Origin of the sequence: Rhizobium sp. BK112, assembly GCF_014193215.1 — a bacterium.
In the GTDB taxonomy this organism is placed as follows: Bacteria; Pseudomonadota; Alphaproteobacteria; order Rhizobiales; family Rhizobiaceae; genus Rhizobium; species Rhizobium anhuiense.
On record NZ_JACHYZ010000008.1, the window covers coordinates 1 to 15226 of the forward strand.

Sequence of the window (15226 nt, forward strand, 5' to 3'; positions counted from 1 at the left end):
CTGCAGAAGAGTTCCGAGCACGATATCTATGCCGGCCCGTCGACGCGCTACTGTCCGGCCGGCGTCTATGAGTGGGTGGAGAAGGACGGGCAGGATACCTTCGTCATCAACGCCCAGAACTGCGTGCACTGCAAGACCTGCGACATCAAGGACCCCAACCAGAACATCAATTGGGTGCCGCCGCAGGGCGGCGAGGGGCCGGTCTATCCGAATATGTGAGGCGGATTATCCCCGCTGCCGACAATTTTCACGTGCTGACGCCTTCGTGATCGCTTATTGCGGGCCGTCGTTAGTCGTTCGTTAACCATAATTTCCTTAGCTTGCGACATCATGTTGACGCACTAAGGACACATTCATGACGATCTCCCGCCGGGGCTTTCTGATCGCTCTGCCGCTTTTTGTCGCCGGCTGCTCTTCGACCGGCCTGAACAGCCAGACCAATTACGCCGCACTTCCGGAAGAAAAATTTCCGCTGAAGCGGGTGCCGATCGACAAGATCAAGCCGGAGCTCCGCCGCCAGGAAGTGGCCTATGAAACCACACACGCTGCCGGCACAGTGGTGGTCGATACCCCGGCGCGCCGCGCCTACTATGTCCTCGGCGACGGCAGGGCAGTGCGTTATGGGGTGGGCGTCGGCCGCGAGGGGCTGGCCTTTGCCGGCGACGCCTATATCGGCCGCAAGGCCGAGTGGCCGAGCTGGACGCCGACCGAAAACATGCAGCGCCGCGAAGAACGCTATCGCAAGCTTGCCGGCGGCATGCCTGGCGGCCCGAACAACCCGCTCGGTGCGCGGGCGATGTATCTCTACCGCGGCGGCGGCGACACGCATTTCCGCATTCACGGCACCAACCAGCCGCAATCGATCGGTCTTGCCATGTCGAGCGGCTGTATCCGCATGATGAACCACGACGTGATCGACCTCTATAGCCGCGTCGAAGTCGGTGCCAGGGTCGTTGTCATCCAGGCTTGAGCGACTAAAATCTGGTTCATTGAAAAAGCCGCCGCAGCGATCGCTGTCGACGGCTGTTGACGTGTTGGTTCCCGCTGATGGTCAATGGCGCGGCGCGGCAATACCCGTCGAAAGCGCCACCCCGATGCCGGTGATCACCGCGGCGCTGATTTCGGTGATGCCGATCGCTTCGCCGAGCAGGAATCCGCCGCCGAGGGTTGCGAGCACCGGTGTCAGCGCCGTGAAGGCGGCGGCCTGCGTTCCGCCGAGTGTTCTGACGGCGGTGCCATAAGCCAGCATGGCGATCAGGCCGGACAGAATGCCCTGGCTCAGCACCTGCAGGCCGATATCCGGGAGAGAAGCCTGCGGCAGTGAGATGCCGAAGACAAGGGCAAGCGCGCCCATGATCAGGAAGGACCAGACGGCGATCAGGGCGCTCGCCTGTACGGCGGTCAGGCCGGAGCGGCGGAAGGCATGTGTATAGCTTGCCCACAAAACGGCGCCGGCCGGCAGCAACACGAAGCTCGTCCAGGGCAGCGAGGCGTCCGCAAGGCTCTGCGTCAGCAGGATCAGTACTCCGGCGATGATCGCGGCGAGCCCGGCGATGCGCGTGCTGTCAGGTCTTTCGCGAAACAGCGCAATGCCGATCAGCGCCGCAGCGAGCGGCATCGAGCCGCCGAGCAGAATGCCTGAAGAGGCGGCGGGCGTCGAATGGATTGCCAGCGTGGTCAGCAGGAAGAAGACGGCGCCGGAACCGGCGACCATGATCGCCAGCAGGTGGAGCGGCAGGGCCTTCGGCAGCAGTCCCGTCTTCAGCCAGACGGGTGCAAGCACCAGCGCCGGAATTCCGAAGCGGATCAGTCCGATGTCGATCGAGCCGAGTGGCGTTGCGGCGCTGTGGCGGGTGACGAGAAACCATGTCGCCCAGATCAACACGGTCAGAGTGCCGCTGGCATAGCCCAACGCCTGCGACGGCGACTTGTCGTTCGTAAATGCAATGGTGGTCATCGTCCTGTCCTTTCTCTCGTCCGGAGCCTCTCCGGTTGAGAAAAGACTAGCGCTAGAGGGCAGGGCATGTCCTTGCTATCTCTGGCTCTAAAATCATGCTAGACGCAATCTTCTGCCAATCCGTGCCGACAGGGATCGCGAAAATGCCAAATCTCGATAAATTCGATATTGCCATCCTGAGGTGCCTGCAGGAGGATGCGCGCGCCACCAATGTCGAGATCGCCGAGAAGGTGAACCTTTCACCGTCGCCTTGCCTGCGCCGCATCCGCAATCTCGAACGCTCCGGCGTCATCCGCGGCTATACGGCCGATATCGATCGCAAGGAGGTCGGTCTCGGCTTGACCGTCTTCGTCGAATTCAAGGTCGTCCATCACAGCCGCGAAAATTCCGAGGCGCAGCAGAAGGCGCTGCTCGCCATCCCCGAGATCGTCTCCTGCTTCCTGATTTCGGGCACGGCCGATTTCCTCGCCGAAGTGGTGGTGGAGGATCTCGCCGCCTACGAGCGGCTTCTGACGGAAACGCTGCTGACGCTGCCGAATGTCAGCGACATCCGCTCCAACTTCGCCATCCGCAGCATCAAGACGCATGGGCCGTTGAAGCTGCCCGAGGGGAAATAATTCTCCTCGGGCTTGCCGTTTTGGGCGCTACAGCAGCGTTCCGCTGAGGATGAGCAGCGCCACCGAGAAGTAGATGACGAGCCCGGTGACGTCGACCAGCGTGGCGACGAAGGGGGCCGAGGCGCTGGCCGGATCGAGCCGGAGTTTCTGCAGCACGAAGGGCAGCATCGAGCCGCAGATCGAGCCGAAGGTGACGATCCCGATCAAGGCGGCGAATACCGTGACGGCGACCATCTGCCAGTGCGGGCCGTAATCGTAGAGCCCGGCCGACTGCCAGAAGACGATGCGGACGAAGCCGACCAGGCCGAGGATCGCGCCGAGCACGATGCCGGTCGGCAGCTCGCGCAACAGCACCTTCCACCAGTCGGAAAGCTTCAGCTCGCCGAGCGCCAAGGCCCGGATGATCAGCGAGGTCGCCTGCGAACCGGAATTGCCGCCGGAGCTCATGATCAGCGGGATGAACAGCGTCAGCACCACGGCCTTTTCCAGCTCGCCTTCAAAATGCTGCATGGCGCTTGCCGTCAGCATTTCGCCGAGGAAGAGCGCGGCGAGCCAGCCGGCGCGCTTGCGGATCATGCCGGCGAAGCTGATCTTCATGTAGGGCTGGCCGAGCGCTTCCATGCCGCCGAACTTCTGCGCGGCTTCCGTCGTGTCCGATATCATCGTGTCGATCACGTCGTCGACGGTGACGATGCCGAGCACCTGCCCATGTTCGTCAATGACGGGCAGAGCGAGCAGGTCGTGCTTGCGGATCAGCCGGGCGACATCTTCCTGCTTCATCAGCGGATCGGCCGAAACCGGCGCACCCTTCTGCGCCACCGTGAGGATCGAAGCCTCCGGCTCGCCGGTGATGAGCCGGCGCAGCGTCACCACATGCATGAGCGCGTGGCTGATCTCGTCGAGCACGTAGATGGCATAGACGGTCTCGCGCGAGCGTTCGACCTGGCGCACATGGTCGAGCGTCTGGGCAACTGTCCAGCTGTCAGGCACGCTGACGAACTCAGTCGTCATGATGCCGCCGGCCGTGCGTGGCGGATAGCCCATCAGGTGCTGGATCGCGATGCGCACCGGCTCGTCGAGGCTGGAGAACAGCCGGGCGCGAGTCTCGCCGTCGAGTTCGAGCAGCACGTCGGCGACGCGGTCGTTGGACATGCCGTGCAGCAGCCGTGCGGCGTCCTCCGCGCTGATCAGTGCAAGGATCTGTGCAGCGTTGCGAAGCTCCGGCCGGTCGAGAATGTTGACGGCATAGTCCAGCGGCATGCCGGACAGCACACGCCCGGCATCCTGGACGGCGAGCGCGTTCAACGCATCGACGCGTTCGGCGATCGTTGCGCCGCGGCTGTTGTTGATGAAGGCACGGGCGGCATGGCCTGCCCGAAGAGGGAAGCGATTGATATTCATGTGAGGCTCGCCTTTCCGTCGATCCGCCGTAACGTCCGATCGGGCGAGCCGACAGGAGTCGGTCAGCGCACGAGGGCCGCGTACGGCAAAGGCAATCGACTGCTACTGTCGCTTGGCATCGTGAAGATGGCTCCGTTGAAATCCGTGGCTGACAGGTGTCGGCCACGTGTTTGCTAGGTGGTCCCGAATGCGGAAAAAGTCAAGCGGGGTCAATGCTTAACGCCAGAATGTCGCACCCCGCGATGCGGCATTCCGGGCGGATGGTTTGCATGACCTTGCGGTTCCGAAAAAATACCGGCCATGCTGGCGATCTCAGAATCCTGCAAGCACCGCCTTGCCCTTCATCCTGCCGCTTTCGACCATGGCATGCGCCTTCTTGAGATTGGCAGCATTGATCGGCCCGACGATCTCCGAAAGCGTAGTGCGAATCTTTCCGGCGTCGACGAGTTCGGAAACCTTGTTCAGCAGCTTGTGCTGCTCGATCATGTCAGGCGTGCCGTAGAGCGGGCGGGTGAACATCAGTTCCCAATGAACGGAGATGGCTTTGCGCTTGAAGGGCACGATGTCGAGCGTCTTCGGGTCGTCGATCAGCGCGAAGCGGCCCTGCGGCGCAATCGCTTCGACGATGTCGCCGATATGGCTGTCGGTATTGGTGGTCGAGAAGATGAATCCCGGCGCGCCGATGCCGAGCGCTGCCACCTGAGGCGCGATCGGTTTGGAATGGTCGACGACGTGATGCGCGCCGAGTTCCTTCACCCAACCCTGCGTTTCCGGCCGCGACGCGGTCGCGATCACGGTGAGATCGGTCAGGGCCCGGGCGATCTGGATGGCGATCGAGCCGACGCCGCCAGCGCCACCGACGATCAGGATGGAGCGTGCCGCTCCCGACACTGCGTCCTGTACCTTCAGCCGGTCGAACAGGGCTTCGTAGGCTGTGATCGAGGTCAGCGGCAGGGCGGCCGCGGCCGCGAAATCCAGGCTCTTCGGTTTGGCGCCGACGATGCGCTCGTCGACGAGATGGAATTCGGCATTGCTGCCCGGGCGGCTGATGACGCCGGAGTAGAATACTTCGTCGCCTGGCCGGAACAGCGTGACCTCTGCGCCAACAGCCTTGACGATACCGGCGGCGTCCCAGCCGAGCACCTTAAGCTCGTCAGCGGGTGGTGCGGAATGGGCGCGGACCTTCACATCGACGGGATTGACCGAAATGGCCTTTATTTCGACGAGCAGATCGTGACCCTTGGCCTCCGGCATCGGCAGTTCGACATCGATCAGCGAGGTCTCGGCGGAAATCGGTTGGGGCGTTTTATAAGCGACGGCGCGCATGGGAGACTCCTGTGTTAATTGCACGGAAGCTAGATGCGCACTATGTTCTGACAACGCAAGAATGCACAAATTCTGTACGTAGTACCCAAAAGGATACCGTAAAATGTCATTGCCGCGCGCCAAGCTCGTCACGAACTTTCCCGGGTGCCCGGTCGAGGCGACGCTGACTTACCTCGATGGGAAGTGGAAGGGCGTGATCCTCTTTCATCTGATGGAAGGAACCCTGCGTTTCAACGAACTGCGCCGCAAACTGCCGGCCGTGACCCAGCGCATGCTGACCAAGCAACTGCGCGAACTGGAAGAGTCCGGTCTGGTGTCGCGCACCGTCTTTCCGGTGGTGCCGCCGCGCGTCGAATATGCAATGACGCCGCTCGGCATGACGCTGAAGCCGGTCATTCGAGCGCTCGCAGCATGGGGCGATGATTATGTCTTCTGCAGCCCGGAAGGCCGCGAGTTGCGCATGGCCTCAGACGGCCTGCGCGCTCCGGCTGCGGCGCTCGAGGTGGAACGAGGCTGCAAACACGAAGAGGCCGAGGAATGAGAGCGCTGCGCCGACATAACCGGTTGCCGCAAAACCGTAACCCCAGGCGATGACGAGGCCGCCGAGCCAGGCGCCGATCGCATTGGCGATGTTGAAGGCGGAATGGTTGGAAGCGGCGGCAAGCGTCTGCGCATCGGCGGCGACATCCATCAGCCGCGTCTGCAGCGCCGGGCCGGCGGCAAAACCGCAGCCGACGAGGAAGACGCAAAGGCCGAGCATATAGGGGTTGGCGGCGGTCAGCGAAAAGGTGGTCAGCACGACAATGTTATAGACCAACGACCCGCCGATCGTGCCGAGCAGCGACTTGTCGGCGAGCCACGAGCCGATGAAATTGCCTGCGTTCATGCCGACGCCGAAGAGAACAAGCATGATCGGGACCGCACTTTCCGGCAGCATCGCCACTGCAGTCGTCGTCGAGGCGATATAGCTGAACATCGCGAACATGCCGCCATAACCGACGGCGGCGATGCCGAGCGTCAGCCACACTTGCGGCCGGCGGAAGGCGCCGAGTTCGCGCAGGAACCCCGCTTCCTCGGAAACCTGGTCCTTCGGAACGTAGAACCAGATCAGCGCCACAGTGAGCAGGCCGAGCACGCCGACCGACAAAAACGCCACCTGCCAGTCGAGCGACTGGCCAAAGAACGTCGTCAGCGGCGTGCCGAGGAGGGTAGCGACCGTCAGGCCGAGCATGACGCGGCCGACGGCACGGGCGCGGCGGTGCACCGGCACCATCGAGGCGGCCACAAGAGCCGCGACGCCGAAATAGGCGCCATGCGGCAGGCCGCTGATGAAACGCAGCAGGGTGAAGGTCTCGAAGGTCGGCGCCATGGCGCTTGATATATTGCCGGCGGCAAAGATCAGCATCAGGGTCAGGAGCAGCGTGCGGCGCGCCATCTTCGCGGCGAGCACGGCGATGACGGGCGCGCCGACGACGACGCCGAGCGCATAGGCGCTGATGACGTAGCCGGCCTGCGGTGTGGTGACCGAGAAAGTCTCGGCGACATTGGGCAGCAGCCCCATGATCGCAAACTCGCCGGTGCCGATGCCGAAGCCGCCGCAGGCGAGCGCCAGTTGCACCAGCGCCACTGTCGTTGCCGACGGCAGCTCTTCATCCCGGCTATCGACGGAAATATTGACGGCAATCTCACTCACGAGAGCTCCTCGAGGCGGTTTCTGCTTGGAAATGGCCCTTGGCGCAGGCGCGGCCGCGAGCCGATCGTAAAATGGCGGGAGGTGGAGACCCATGTCCCCGATACTTCATCTATCCCTAACGCTCAGGCTGGCGTCGAGTGCATTTTTTGCAGTGCAGCGTCCTGCTATGTGCATACGTCTATTGCAAATTTTGCATTTCCGTCATTTCTGCGGGGAAGCGGTGGCGCTTGAAATCGCCATGATCGCAACCATCTGATGGACAAAGGCAGGATTATCTCCACGCCAGGGACTGGAGCCCTTATGAAGCTTGTAGGCTTTTTCAATCGCGACGGCGGTACCTTCAAGACCACCGACATGCTGGCCTACGAAAAGAGGGCAGAGGCGGCTTTCCGCGAAGCGGGGCACGATTTCGATGCTATCGTCTTCTCCGGAAAGGAAATCATTCCCGCCATGGAGCGAGCGGCCAAGCGGGACGATATCGACGGGATCGTCGCCGGCGGCGGCGATGGCACGATTTCGGCGGCGGCCTCGATCGCCTGGAAAAACGGCATTGCGCTCGGTGTCGTGCCTGCGGGCACGATGAACCTCTTTGCCCGCTCGTTGCGTGTGCCTCTCGACATCTGGCAGGCGCTCGATGTGCTCGCCACCGGCGAGATCGACAATGTCGATATCGCCAGCGCCAACGGCCGGCCCTTCATCCACCAGTTTTCCGCCGGCCTGCATGCCCGCATGGTGCGCTACCGCAACGCTTACAGCTATCGCTCGCGGCTCGGCAAGATCCGGGCGAGCACGAAGGCGGCCTTGGGCGTCGTGTTCAATCCGCCGGAATTCGAGGTCGATTTCGAGGCGGCCGGCATGCGGGAGCGTCGCAGGGTGTCGGCGATTTCAGTCTCCAACAACCCCTTCGGCGAGAATGCGCTGCTCTATGCCGATAATCTCACAAGCGGCGAACTCGGCTTCTACACGGCAAATCCGCTGAAGCCTCTGGGTGTCGCCCGTCTCGCCATCGATATGCTGCGCGGCAAGTTCCGCGAGAATGCCGACGTCATGGTGATGCACCCGGCCGAAGTGCACCTGCATTTCCCGAAACTGCGCTTCAAGGCCAATTGCGTCATGGACGGTGAGTTGCTGCCACTCGAACGCGATGTCTCGATCCGGCTGCATCCGGGCGAATTGAAGGTTCTCGTCAAGCAGGGTCTTGCGGCGCAGGTGCACGCCAGCGAACGCCGCGAGCCCGCCGCGTAAGTCGGCGGCCGCGTAGATTTCAGAGCCGCGGCAGGTAGGTGCGATAGTCGAAATCCGAGACGGTGCGCAGATGCGCCAGCGCTTCCTTGCGCTTGGTGTCGCCATAGAGCGCCTGATACCGGGCGCCGAAGATATCGGCGATGAAGGGCGAGGTGCGGAAGCTTTCGACGGCGCTCAGGAAATCATGCGTCAGGCGTGCGGTATTCGCCGGCATGTGCGACGGCGTCGTCTCTTCGCCGGGGTCGAGTTCGTCGTCGAGACCGGTGAGCATGCCGCCAAGGATCGCCGCGAGCAGCAGATAGGGATTGGCGTCGGCGCCGGCGACGCGATGTTCGATGCGTGCAGCCGGCCCGTCCTTGTCGGGTATGCGGATCGCCGTCCCGCGATGGCCGCTGCCCCAGGTCAGATCGACCGGTGCGAACGAGCCCTGCTGGAACCGCCGGTAGGAATTGGCGAAGGGCGCGAAGATCAGCTGCGCCTCGCGCATGGTGTTAAGCAGGCCTGCCGTCACCGATTTGAGCCGCTTCGGCTCGCCGCCTTCGGCATCGAGGATGTTGCGGCCCTGGCCGTCGATGATGCTCGCATGCACATGCAGGCCGGAGCCGGCATGTTCGGAATAGGGCTTGGCCATGCAAGTCGATTTCAGCCCGTGCCGGCGCGCCGCCTGCTCGGCGATGCGCTTGAGATAGAGGCAATCGTCGGCGGCTGCCAGCGCATCGGGGCGGTGCAGCAGGTTGACCTCGAACTGGCCCGGGCCGAACTCCGCCGTCGTCGCATCCGCCGGCAGCCCCTGCGCCCTCGCATAGGCCCTCAGCGTTTTGAGATAATCGCCGAGCGCGTCGACGGCGCTCATGTCGTAAAGTTGGAAACCGTTCGGCTCGCCGCGATAGGTCAGGCTTTCGGGCGGGGCGGGGCGTCCGGTCTCGCGCCAGTCTCCCGCCATCACGTAGAATTCCAGCTCGGTCGCCACCACTGGCGTCAGGCCGCGCGAGGCATAGCGCTCCAGCACCGAGGCGAGGATGGCGCGCGGGTCCATGAAGCTCGGGCTGCCGTCGAATTCGTGCATGCTGGCGAGCACCTGCATCGAGCCTTCGGGCGCCCAGGGCATCGGCGCCAGGCTGCGCCGGTCGGCAACGAGCATGCCGTCGGGATCGCCGATCGTCAGCGACAGGCCGGTGATGTCGTCATTGTCGTCGCCCCAGATGTCGAGCGATTGCGTCGAGGTCGGCAGGCGGATGTCTCCGGACCAGATCTTGCTTTCGGCGCCGATCGGAAGCTGCTTGCCGCGCAGGTCGCCGTTCATGCCGACGATCAGGACCTCGAAACGCGGGTCGCCGCCTTCGGCCGTGCCGTCCATCCTGTCGCTCGCCATGACCTTGAAAATCCTCCGGGACAAGGCCAAGCTCCTAACCCATCGACATCAGCCTTTCAATCCGCGAGGGTCTTTACCACCATGCCCGATACCTACCCGCCCTCGAACCTTGCGGCGATCGACGCCGCGCACCACCTGCATCCCTTCGCCGACATGAAGAAACTGAATGCCGAAGGCACGCGCATCATCCAGCGCGGCGAGGGCGTCCACATCTTCGACAATCACGGCAGGAAATATCTCGACGGCTTCGCCGGCCTCTGGTGCGTCAATATCGGCTATGGCCGCCGGGAGATCGCCGATGCCGTCGCCAGGCAGATGAACGAGCTGCCCTATTACAACACCTTCTTCGGCACGACCTCGACGCCGACGACGCTGCTGGCACAGAAGGTCGCCTCCCATGCCGGCGCCCGTTTCAACCATATCTTCTTCACCGGCTCCGGTTCGGAGGCCAACGACACCTGGTTCCGCATGGCCCGGGTCTATTGGAGCGCCGTCGGCAAGCCGTCGAAGAAGATCGTGATCTCGAGGAAGAACGGCTATCACGGCTCGACCGTCGCCGGTGCCAGCCTCGGCGGCATGAAATACATGCACGAACAGGGCGACCTGCCGATATCAGGCATCGTCCATATCGGCCAGCCCTACTGGTACGGCGAGGGCGGCGATCTCTCGCCCGCCGAATTCGGTCTCAAAGTCGCGCGCGAGCTCGAAGCGAAGATCGACGAGCTGGGCGAGGAGAATGTCGCAGCCTTCGTCGCCGAGCCGGTGCAGGGCGCCGCCGGCGTCATTATCCCGCCCGAGACCTACTGGCCGGAGATCGACCGGATCTGCAAGGCGCGCAATATTCTGCTGGTGACCGACGAGGTGATCTGCGGCTTCGGCCGGCTGGGCGCCTGGTTCGGCCACCAGTATTTCGGCGTCGAGCCCGATCTGGCGCCGATTGCCAAGGGGCTCTCCTCCGGTTACCTGCCGATCGGTGGCGTGCTCGTCAGCGACCGCATCGCCGATGTGCTGATCAACGAGGTCGGCGAGTTCAATCACGGCTTCACCTATTCCGGTCACCCGGTCTGTGCGGCCGCCGCACTCGAAAACCTGCGCATCATCGAGGAGGAAAGACTGGTCGAACGCGTGCGCGACGATATCGGTCCCTATTTCGGCACGGCCTGGGCAGTGCTCGCCGAACATGATCTCGTCGGAGAAGCCGTCAGCATCGGCCTGATGGGCGGCCTGCAGCTTGCCGCCGAGAAAAGCACGCGCACCCGTTATGTCAAGCCCGATCAGGTCGGTGCGCTGGTGCGCAACCACGCGCTGGCGAACGGCCTCGTGCTGCGCGCCACCGGCGACCGCATGCTGGCCTCGCCGCCGCTCGTCATCAGCCATGCGGAGGTGGATGAGATGGCAAGGATTACCAAGCTGGCGCTGGACGCGGCCTGGAAGGAGCTGAAATCCTGATGCCGTTCATCCCGGCTGGTTGACCCAGGCATAACCGAAACGGTAGCTGCCGCCGCCACGCCCATAGAAATAGGGCAAGTCGACCACTGAGAGCTCAGGTGCGGCTACGCCGAGATTGCCTAGAGCCATTGAATCATGGCTGGTGGCGGCGCTTCGCTTCGACCCACCGGTCGAAGATCCGTGGCCGCAGGCGCGCAACATCCTGCTTTGGCAATGGGGCGGTTGCGAGGAAGCGGCTGTGCCGATGCCAGGTCACTGCTGTCGGATAATGGGCAAAGCCAAGGTGAGGAGCGCGGCGAAAACCATGACGACGCCATAGGGCACCTTCCGGCTCGCCCGGATTTCCTCCACACGCATGAAAAAGGCGAGATGTGCGACGGGCAGCGGCACCGGCAGCCGCAGGACCAGGAGCGTCACGATGCCGAGGACGAGGAGCAAAAACGAAAACGGCAGCATTCCGTGCCATCCGATAAAAAGGCCGATCGGCAGGAAAAGCTTGGCGTCTCCTGCGCCAAACAGCCGGAGCCCCCAGAGCATCACCCCCAGCATGAACATCAGCAGGCCGGCGCCGACGTCGCCGCCAATTCCGCTCGAAGCAAATAGCGCAGCACCGACGTCCTGTGAGCCAAGTATCACGGCCACCGCGCGCAATGCATAAAGTGCAATCAATGCGAGCACTATCGAGTTGGGGATCTTCCATGTGCGGAAATCGGTCCATGCGGCATAGAGAAAAAGAAATACCGAAAGCGAACTAATGACATGGATTACTTGCAGCATGGTATTCAACCTTTTGGGCTACTATAGTCGGGTCTTTAAGTCGTATTCCAATAAATCCAGACGAGTGCGTCAGTTTTTACAAATGGCTCCGGGACTTTGGTCTTAACCATAAAGTATAGATGCCGAACGCCTCCGTATAAAACAATTGACTAAATTAGTCTTAAGAGATTATTAATATTCCCAGTCGAAGGGGCGGTCTCGACGACAAGGTGGCCGGGGGAAATTACGGCGCACAACTTATCTGGGAGGAAATTCTCGATGAAAGCCTTTGTAAATAGCGTACGCGCTTTCGCGCGGGAAGAAGACGGCGTCGCACTCACGGAATACCTCATTCTGCTTGCCTTGCTGGTTGGCGGCGTGATCACAGCGGTGACACTGGCCGGCACCAACTTGGCTACCGTTTGGAACGGCTGGGCAGGGTGGTTTACAACCAACCTGACCGCCCCAGCAGCCTGATACTGGCGTTCGAAGAAGCGAGGGGTTTTTGTTAACCCCTCTCTTCTAAATTAGAATTAATGAATGGATGCGTTCCGTCCAGTGTAGCGAGTAACCGCGATGCGTTCGTCAACGATTTTAAGTCTCGTTATTGCGTTTGTCCTCGCAGCAGCAGCAGTTTTCGGCATGCGCGAGTATCTCTCCGATCAGAAGGCCCGGCTGCTGGCGATGAACGGCATGAAGGCCGAGGAACGGACACTCGTTGTCGCCGCCAAGCCAATGCGCTTCGGCGACCGGATCCGATCCGAAAATCTCAGGGCCATTCCGTGGCCCTCGAATGAAACACCCGCAGGCTCGTTCGTCAGCATCGAGGCGGTCGTCGGCAGCGATGCCCAGCCGCGTTATGCCATGGCGGCGATCGACCCTGGCGAGCCGGTGCTATCCTCGAAAATCACTGGTACCGGCGAACGCGCCACGCTGTCGGCGGCCCTCGACCAGGGCATGAAGGCAGTTTCCATCCGCGTCAACGATGTGCTCGGCGTTGCCGGCTTCGTCAGGCCTTCCGATCGCGTCGACGTGCTTCTGACGCGGGTAGTGCGCGGGCCGGCCGGCAACGATCAGACCTTCGTCGACGTGTTGCTGCAAGGCGTCAAGGTGCTGGCGGTGGACCAGACGGCGGACGAGCGCAAGGACGAGCCATCCGTCGTGAAAACCGTGACCTTTGAGGTCACGACCGATGAGGCGCAGCGCCTGACCCTCGGCTCCAGTATCGGCACGCTCTCACTGGCGCTTCGCAATATTGCCTCTTCCTCTGTCGAGCAAACCCGACCGATCACCGTCGCCGACCTCGGTGGCGGGGCGATGGCGACGGAGCTCGGCAATGATCTGGAAAAGAATAAGTTGCCAGAACCCGAAAAACAAGTGCAGATTGTGGAGGAAAAGGTCGAACCGGTGTTGCCGGTCGAGCCGAAGTGGGTGACGGTGGGGGTCTGGAACACGACGAAGCGCGAGGAGCACCGAGTCGGCCTGATCCAGTGATGTTTATGCGGCCTGCCGCAGGTGCGGCCAGCCGAAGGAGGGGGGCTAAAGCAGGCATGGCGAACGGCAAGAGACGAATCGCAAGGACCAAAAGCCTTGCGGCACTGGCGGCAGTGTTTTCGGCCTGTGTGTGTTTGGGGCCCGGATTTGTCGGCTGCGCCAACGCACAGGAAAAGTCGGTCACCCTCGGCAAATCGGTCCAGCATGTGACGTTGCCTCCGAACGAGACGCTGACGCTCAATACCGGCCAGCCCTTCGGCGATCTCGTCATCGGCAGCGCCGATATGATCGACGTGGTGCCGCTTTCCGACCGGTCGCTGTTCATCCGCGGCAAGAAGACCGGCGCCACCAATATCTCGGTCTATGGCGACGACAAATCGCTTCTCGGCGTAATCGACATCCGCGTTGCCAACGATTTCACCGAAGTCGCCGCCGCCATTCGCTCTGCTGCGCCCTCGGCCCGGGTTACCGTGGTCAACTCCAACGATCGCATTCGCCTGACAGGCATGGTTCGTGACGGCGTCGAATTGCAGCGGGTGATGGAAATCGCCCAGTCCTATTCCGAGCAGCCGGTGCTGAACCAGTTGCGCGTCAGCGACAGCCAGCAGGTGATGCTGGAGGTTCGTGTCATCGAAGCCTCGCGCCAGACGGGTCGGGACCTCGGGATCGGTTGGTCCGGGCATGGCAACAACGGCATCGGCAAGGCAACGACCAGCCAGGGTATCACCGTGGACGATAACGGCAACCTGGCCCGTAGCCTCCTTGACCCCAAGGGTGCGGCAACGGGTATGCTGCCCTTCGGCCAGTTGATCGCCAAGGTGCTGGAAATCTCCGGCGGCCGTATCGACGTGGTCATCAATGCGCTCGAGCAGAAGGGATTGGTGCGTCGTCTGGCTCAGCCGAACCTCATCGCAATGAGCGGCTCGACCGCCAGCTTCCATGCCGGCGGTGAAGTGCCGATCCTGAAGACGACGAACAACGGCACGACAGTCGCCACCGAGACGGACTATCGCCCCTTTGGTGTGCGGCTGACCTTCAAGCCGGTGGTGCTTGACGACGGCGTCATCAATCTGGAGATCGAGCCTGAGGTTTCCGAGCTTGATCCGTCGATCAACGTCAACGGCAATCCAGGTTTCATCTCGCGTGCTGCGAGCACCACGGTAGCGCTTCGCGACGGCCAGAGCTTTGCCATGGCGGGCTTGCTGCAGTCGATCAATGCCAAAGACATCCAGCAACTGCCGGGCCTCGGGAAGATACCGATCCTCGGCGCATTGTTCCGTTCGACGAGTTTCCAGAAGAAGGAATCCGACCTCGTCATCGTCGTCACCCCGCACATAGTCCGACCGGCTCGCCCGGGCGAGGACCTCTACAGTCCGCTCGACCAGACGCGTTCGTCCAACGACGTCGAGCTCTTCGCGCTCGGTGTCTTGGAAGTCGACAAGGACATGCTCCGACGCTTTCGCAATGGCGTAGGCGTGACTGGGCCCTATGGCCATCGTCTCGACCTGAACCAGGGAGTCCAAGCCGTTGCTACAAAACGCTAAGCGCGTCCTTCTCGTCCTTGCCGCCGCCGGCCTCGTTTCCGGCTGTGCCGACTACATGAACCATCGCGATACGATCACCTTCGGGGCCGGCAACGCCATGGAAGCAAACAAGGCCATCCATACCGAGGACCCGTTCCCGCCGGAGGCCCAGCGAACCCGCATCGCAAGCGACGGCAAGGTAATCCGCAGGGCGGTCACTCAGTATCAGAACGGCGGGGTGGGCGTTATTCAGCCGTCGCCGGCCATGGAGGCCAACGGGGCGTCCAGTGGGGCCACCGTCAGCCAGTAGCTGTTCGAAAGGCATGAACGGCGGCAGCGCGCCGGAAGGGGAAATGCACGAAACAGGGTCGTCACGGCGATAGCGCCGCGATG

Annotated in this window: 17 protein-coding genes; 10 read left to right on the forward strand and 7 right to left on the reverse strand. The window is 62.4% G+C overall.

Annotated features, from left to right (window positions below; all coding sequences use genetic code 11):
* Positions 1–219, forward strand: a 219-nt coding sequence (locus FHT75_RS21175; protein WP_183845227.1) for a 4Fe-4S dicluster domain-containing protein, incomplete at its 5' end; no start/stop codon positions are given.
* Between the two features lie 136 nt (positions 220–355).
* Positions 356–970, forward strand: coding sequence for a L,D-transpeptidase (locus FHT75_RS21180; protein ID WP_063474202.1), 615 nt, complete (start codon positions 356–358; stop codon positions 968–970).
* Between the two features lie 81 nt (positions 971–1051).
* On the opposite strand, the gene FHT75_RS21185 is transcribed toward FHT75_RS21180, so the two are convergent.
* The gene (locus FHT75_RS21185) at positions 1052–1957 is read right to left on the reverse strand and encodes a DMT family transporter (protein ID WP_048338694.1); all 906 of its coding nucleotides are present in this window, start codon (positions 1955–1957) and stop codon (positions 1052–1054) included.
* 95 nt (positions 1958–2052) lie between these two features.
* On the opposite strand from FHT75_RS21185, the gene FHT75_RS21190 reads away from it, so the two are divergent.
* The gene (locus FHT75_RS21190) at positions 2053–2574 is read left to right on the forward strand and encodes an Lrp/AsnC family transcriptional regulator (protein WP_176707346.1); all 522 of its coding nucleotides are present in this window, start codon (positions 2053–2055) and stop codon (positions 2572–2574) included.
* 27 nt (positions 2575–2601) lie between these two features.
* On the opposite strand, the gene mgtE is transcribed toward FHT75_RS21190, so the two are convergent.
* Together mgtE and FHT75_RS21200 are read right to left on the reverse strand one after the other, a co-directional pair.
* Entirely contained in the window at positions 2602–3975 is a 1374-nt protein-coding gene (mgtE, locus tag FHT75_RS21195) for a magnesium transporter (RefSeq protein ID WP_063474203.1), read from the reverse strand.
* Positions 3976–4287: 312 nt separating this feature from the next.
* On the reverse strand, positions 4288–5301 hold the full coding sequence (locus FHT75_RS21200) for a zinc-binding alcohol dehydrogenase family protein (RefSeq protein ID WP_048338691.1): 1014 nt from the start codon (positions 5299–5301) through the stop codon (positions 4288–4290).
* A gap of 103 nt (positions 5302–5404) precedes the next feature.
* Here FHT75_RS21200 and FHT75_RS21205 point away from each other — a divergent pair, with 103 nt between their 5' ends.
* Positions 5405–5842 carry a winged helix-turn-helix transcriptional regulator gene (locus tag FHT75_RS21205; protein WP_052215230.1) on the forward strand — a complete coding sequence of 146 codons (438 nt, stop codon included), beginning with the start codon at positions 5405–5407 and terminating at the stop codon, positions 5840–5842.
* Here the strand turns inward: FHT75_RS21205 and FHT75_RS21210 are convergent.
* Positions 5768–6994 carry an MFS transporter gene (locus FHT75_RS21210; protein WP_063474204.1) on the reverse strand — a complete coding sequence of 409 codons (1227 nt, stop codon included), beginning with the start codon at positions 6992–6994 and terminating at the stop codon, positions 5768–5770. The two genes, FHT75_RS21205 and FHT75_RS21210, sit on opposite strands and share 75 nt — an antisense overlap.
* A 300-nt stretch (positions 6995–7294) precedes the next feature.
* On the opposite strand from FHT75_RS21210, the gene FHT75_RS21215 reads away from it, so the two are divergent.
* Positions 7295–8239, forward strand: a complete 945-nt coding sequence (locus tag FHT75_RS21215) for a diacylglycerol/lipid kinase family protein (RefSeq protein WP_047616159.1) — start codon at positions 7295–7297, stop codon at positions 8237–8239.
* A 19-nt stretch (positions 8240–8258) separates the two neighbouring features.
* Here FHT75_RS21215 and FHT75_RS21220 read toward each other — a convergent pair whose 3' ends face one another.
* The gene (locus FHT75_RS21220) at positions 8259–9611 is read right to left on the reverse strand and encodes a glutamine synthetase family protein (RefSeq protein WP_063474205.1); all 1353 of its coding nucleotides are present in this window, start codon (positions 9609–9611) and stop codon (positions 8259–8261) included.
* 81 nt (positions 9612–9692) lie between these two features.
* Between FHT75_RS21220 and FHT75_RS21225 the strand changes: the two genes are divergently transcribed.
* Complete coding sequence (locus tag FHT75_RS21225; protein ID WP_063474206.1) at positions 9693–11060, forward strand: aspartate aminotransferase family protein; 1368 nt, start codon at positions 9693–9695, stop codon at positions 11058–11060.
* Between the two features lie 6 nt (positions 11061–11066).
* Here the strand turns inward: FHT75_RS21225 and FHT75_RS36290 are convergent, their stop codons facing one another.
* Positions 11067–11189, reverse strand: coding sequence for a hypothetical protein (locus tag FHT75_RS36290; protein WP_280949750.1), 123 nt, complete (start codon positions 11187–11189; stop codon positions 11067–11069).
* Positions 11190–11312: 123 nt separating this feature from the next.
* Entirely contained in the window at positions 11313–11837 is a 525-nt protein-coding gene (locus FHT75_RS21230) for a prepilin peptidase (RefSeq protein WP_048338687.1), read from the reverse strand.
* 258 nt (positions 11838–12095) lie between these two features.
* Between FHT75_RS21230 and FHT75_RS21235 the strand changes: the two genes are divergently transcribed.
* The 4 genes from FHT75_RS21235 (at position 12096) to FHT75_RS21250 (ending at position 15143) form a co-directional block, all read left to right on the forward strand.
* On the forward strand, positions 12096–12293 hold the full coding sequence (locus FHT75_RS21235; RefSeq protein ID WP_018241340.1) for a Flp family type IVb pilin: 198 nt from the start codon (positions 12096–12098) through the stop codon (positions 12291–12293).
* Positions 12294–12392: 99 nt separating this feature from the next.
* Positions 12393–13310 (forward strand): Flp pilus assembly protein CpaB, encoded by a 918-nt coding sequence (cpaB, locus tag FHT75_RS21240; RefSeq protein ID WP_048338686.1) that lies wholly within the window; start codon positions 12393–12395, stop codon positions 13308–13310.
* 56 nt (positions 13311–13366) lie between these two features.
* Complete coding sequence (locus FHT75_RS21245; protein ID WP_048338685.1) at positions 13367–14854, forward strand: type II and III secretion system protein family protein; 1488 nt, start codon at positions 13367–13369, stop codon at positions 14852–14854.
* Positions 14838–15143: a hypothetical protein gene (locus FHT75_RS21250; protein ID WP_048338684.1), complete on the forward strand. Its 306-nt coding sequence runs from the start codon at positions 14838–14840 to the stop codon at positions 15141–15143. The genes FHT75_RS21245 and FHT75_RS21250 overlap by 17 nt, the downstream gene beginning before the upstream one ends.
* Positions 15144–15226 lie beyond the last annotated feature (83 nt).

Bases quoted from the DNA above. Each gene is read 5' to 3' on its own strand.
- FHT75_RS36290 (WP_280949750.1), bottom strand. From the start codon at position 11,189: ATGGCTCTAGGCAATCTCGGCGTAGCCGCACCTGAGCTCTCAGTGGTC.
- FHT75_RS21215 (WP_047616159.1), top strand. From the start codon at position 7,295: ATGAAGCTTGTAGGCTTTTTCAATCGCGACGGCGGTACCTTCAAGACC.
- FHT75_RS21185 (WP_048338694.1), bottom strand. From the start codon at position 1,957: ATGACCACCATTGCATTTACGAACGACAAGTCGCCGTCGCAGGCGTTG.
- FHT75_RS21180 (WP_063474202.1), top strand. From the start codon at position 356: ATGACGATCTCCCGCCGGGGCTTTCTGATCGCTCTGCCGCTTTTTGTC.
- FHT75_RS21220 (WP_063474205.1), bottom strand. From the start codon at position 9,611: ATGGCGAGCGACAGGATGGACGGCACGGCCGAAGGCGGCGACCCGCGT.
- FHT75_RS21230 (WP_048338687.1), bottom strand. From the start codon at position 11,837: ATGCTGCAAGTAATCCATGTCATTAGTTCGCTTTCGGTATTTCTTTTT.
- cpaB (WP_048338686.1), top strand. From the start codon at position 12,393: ATGCGTTCGTCAACGATTTTAAGTCTCGTTATTGCGTTTGTCCTCGCA.
- FHT75_RS21200 (WP_048338691.1), bottom strand. From the start codon at position 5,301: ATGCGCGCCGTCGCTTATAAAACGCCCCAACCGATTTCCGCCGAGACC.
- FHT75_RS21225 (WP_063474206.1), top strand. From the start codon at position 9,693: ATGCCCGATACCTACCCGCCCTCGAACCTTGCGGCGATCGACGCCGCG.
- FHT75_RS21190 (WP_176707346.1), top strand. From the start codon at position 2,053: ATGCTAGACGCAATCTTCTGCCAATCCGTGCCGACAGGGATCGCGAAA.
- FHT75_RS21235 (WP_018241340.1), top strand. From the start codon at position 12,096: ATGAAAGCCTTTGTAAATAGCGTACGCGCTTTCGCGCGGGAAGAAGAC.
- mgtE (WP_063474203.1), bottom strand. From the start codon at position 3,975: ATGAATATCAATCGCTTCCCTCTTCGGGCAGGCCATGCCGCCCGTGCC.
- FHT75_RS21205 (WP_052215230.1), top strand. From the start codon at position 5,405: ATGTCATTGCCGCGCGCCAAGCTCGTCACGAACTTTCCCGGGTGCCCG.
- FHT75_RS21245 (WP_048338685.1), top strand. From the start codon at position 13,367: ATGGCGAACGGCAAGAGACGAATCGCAAGGACCAAAAGCCTTGCGGCA.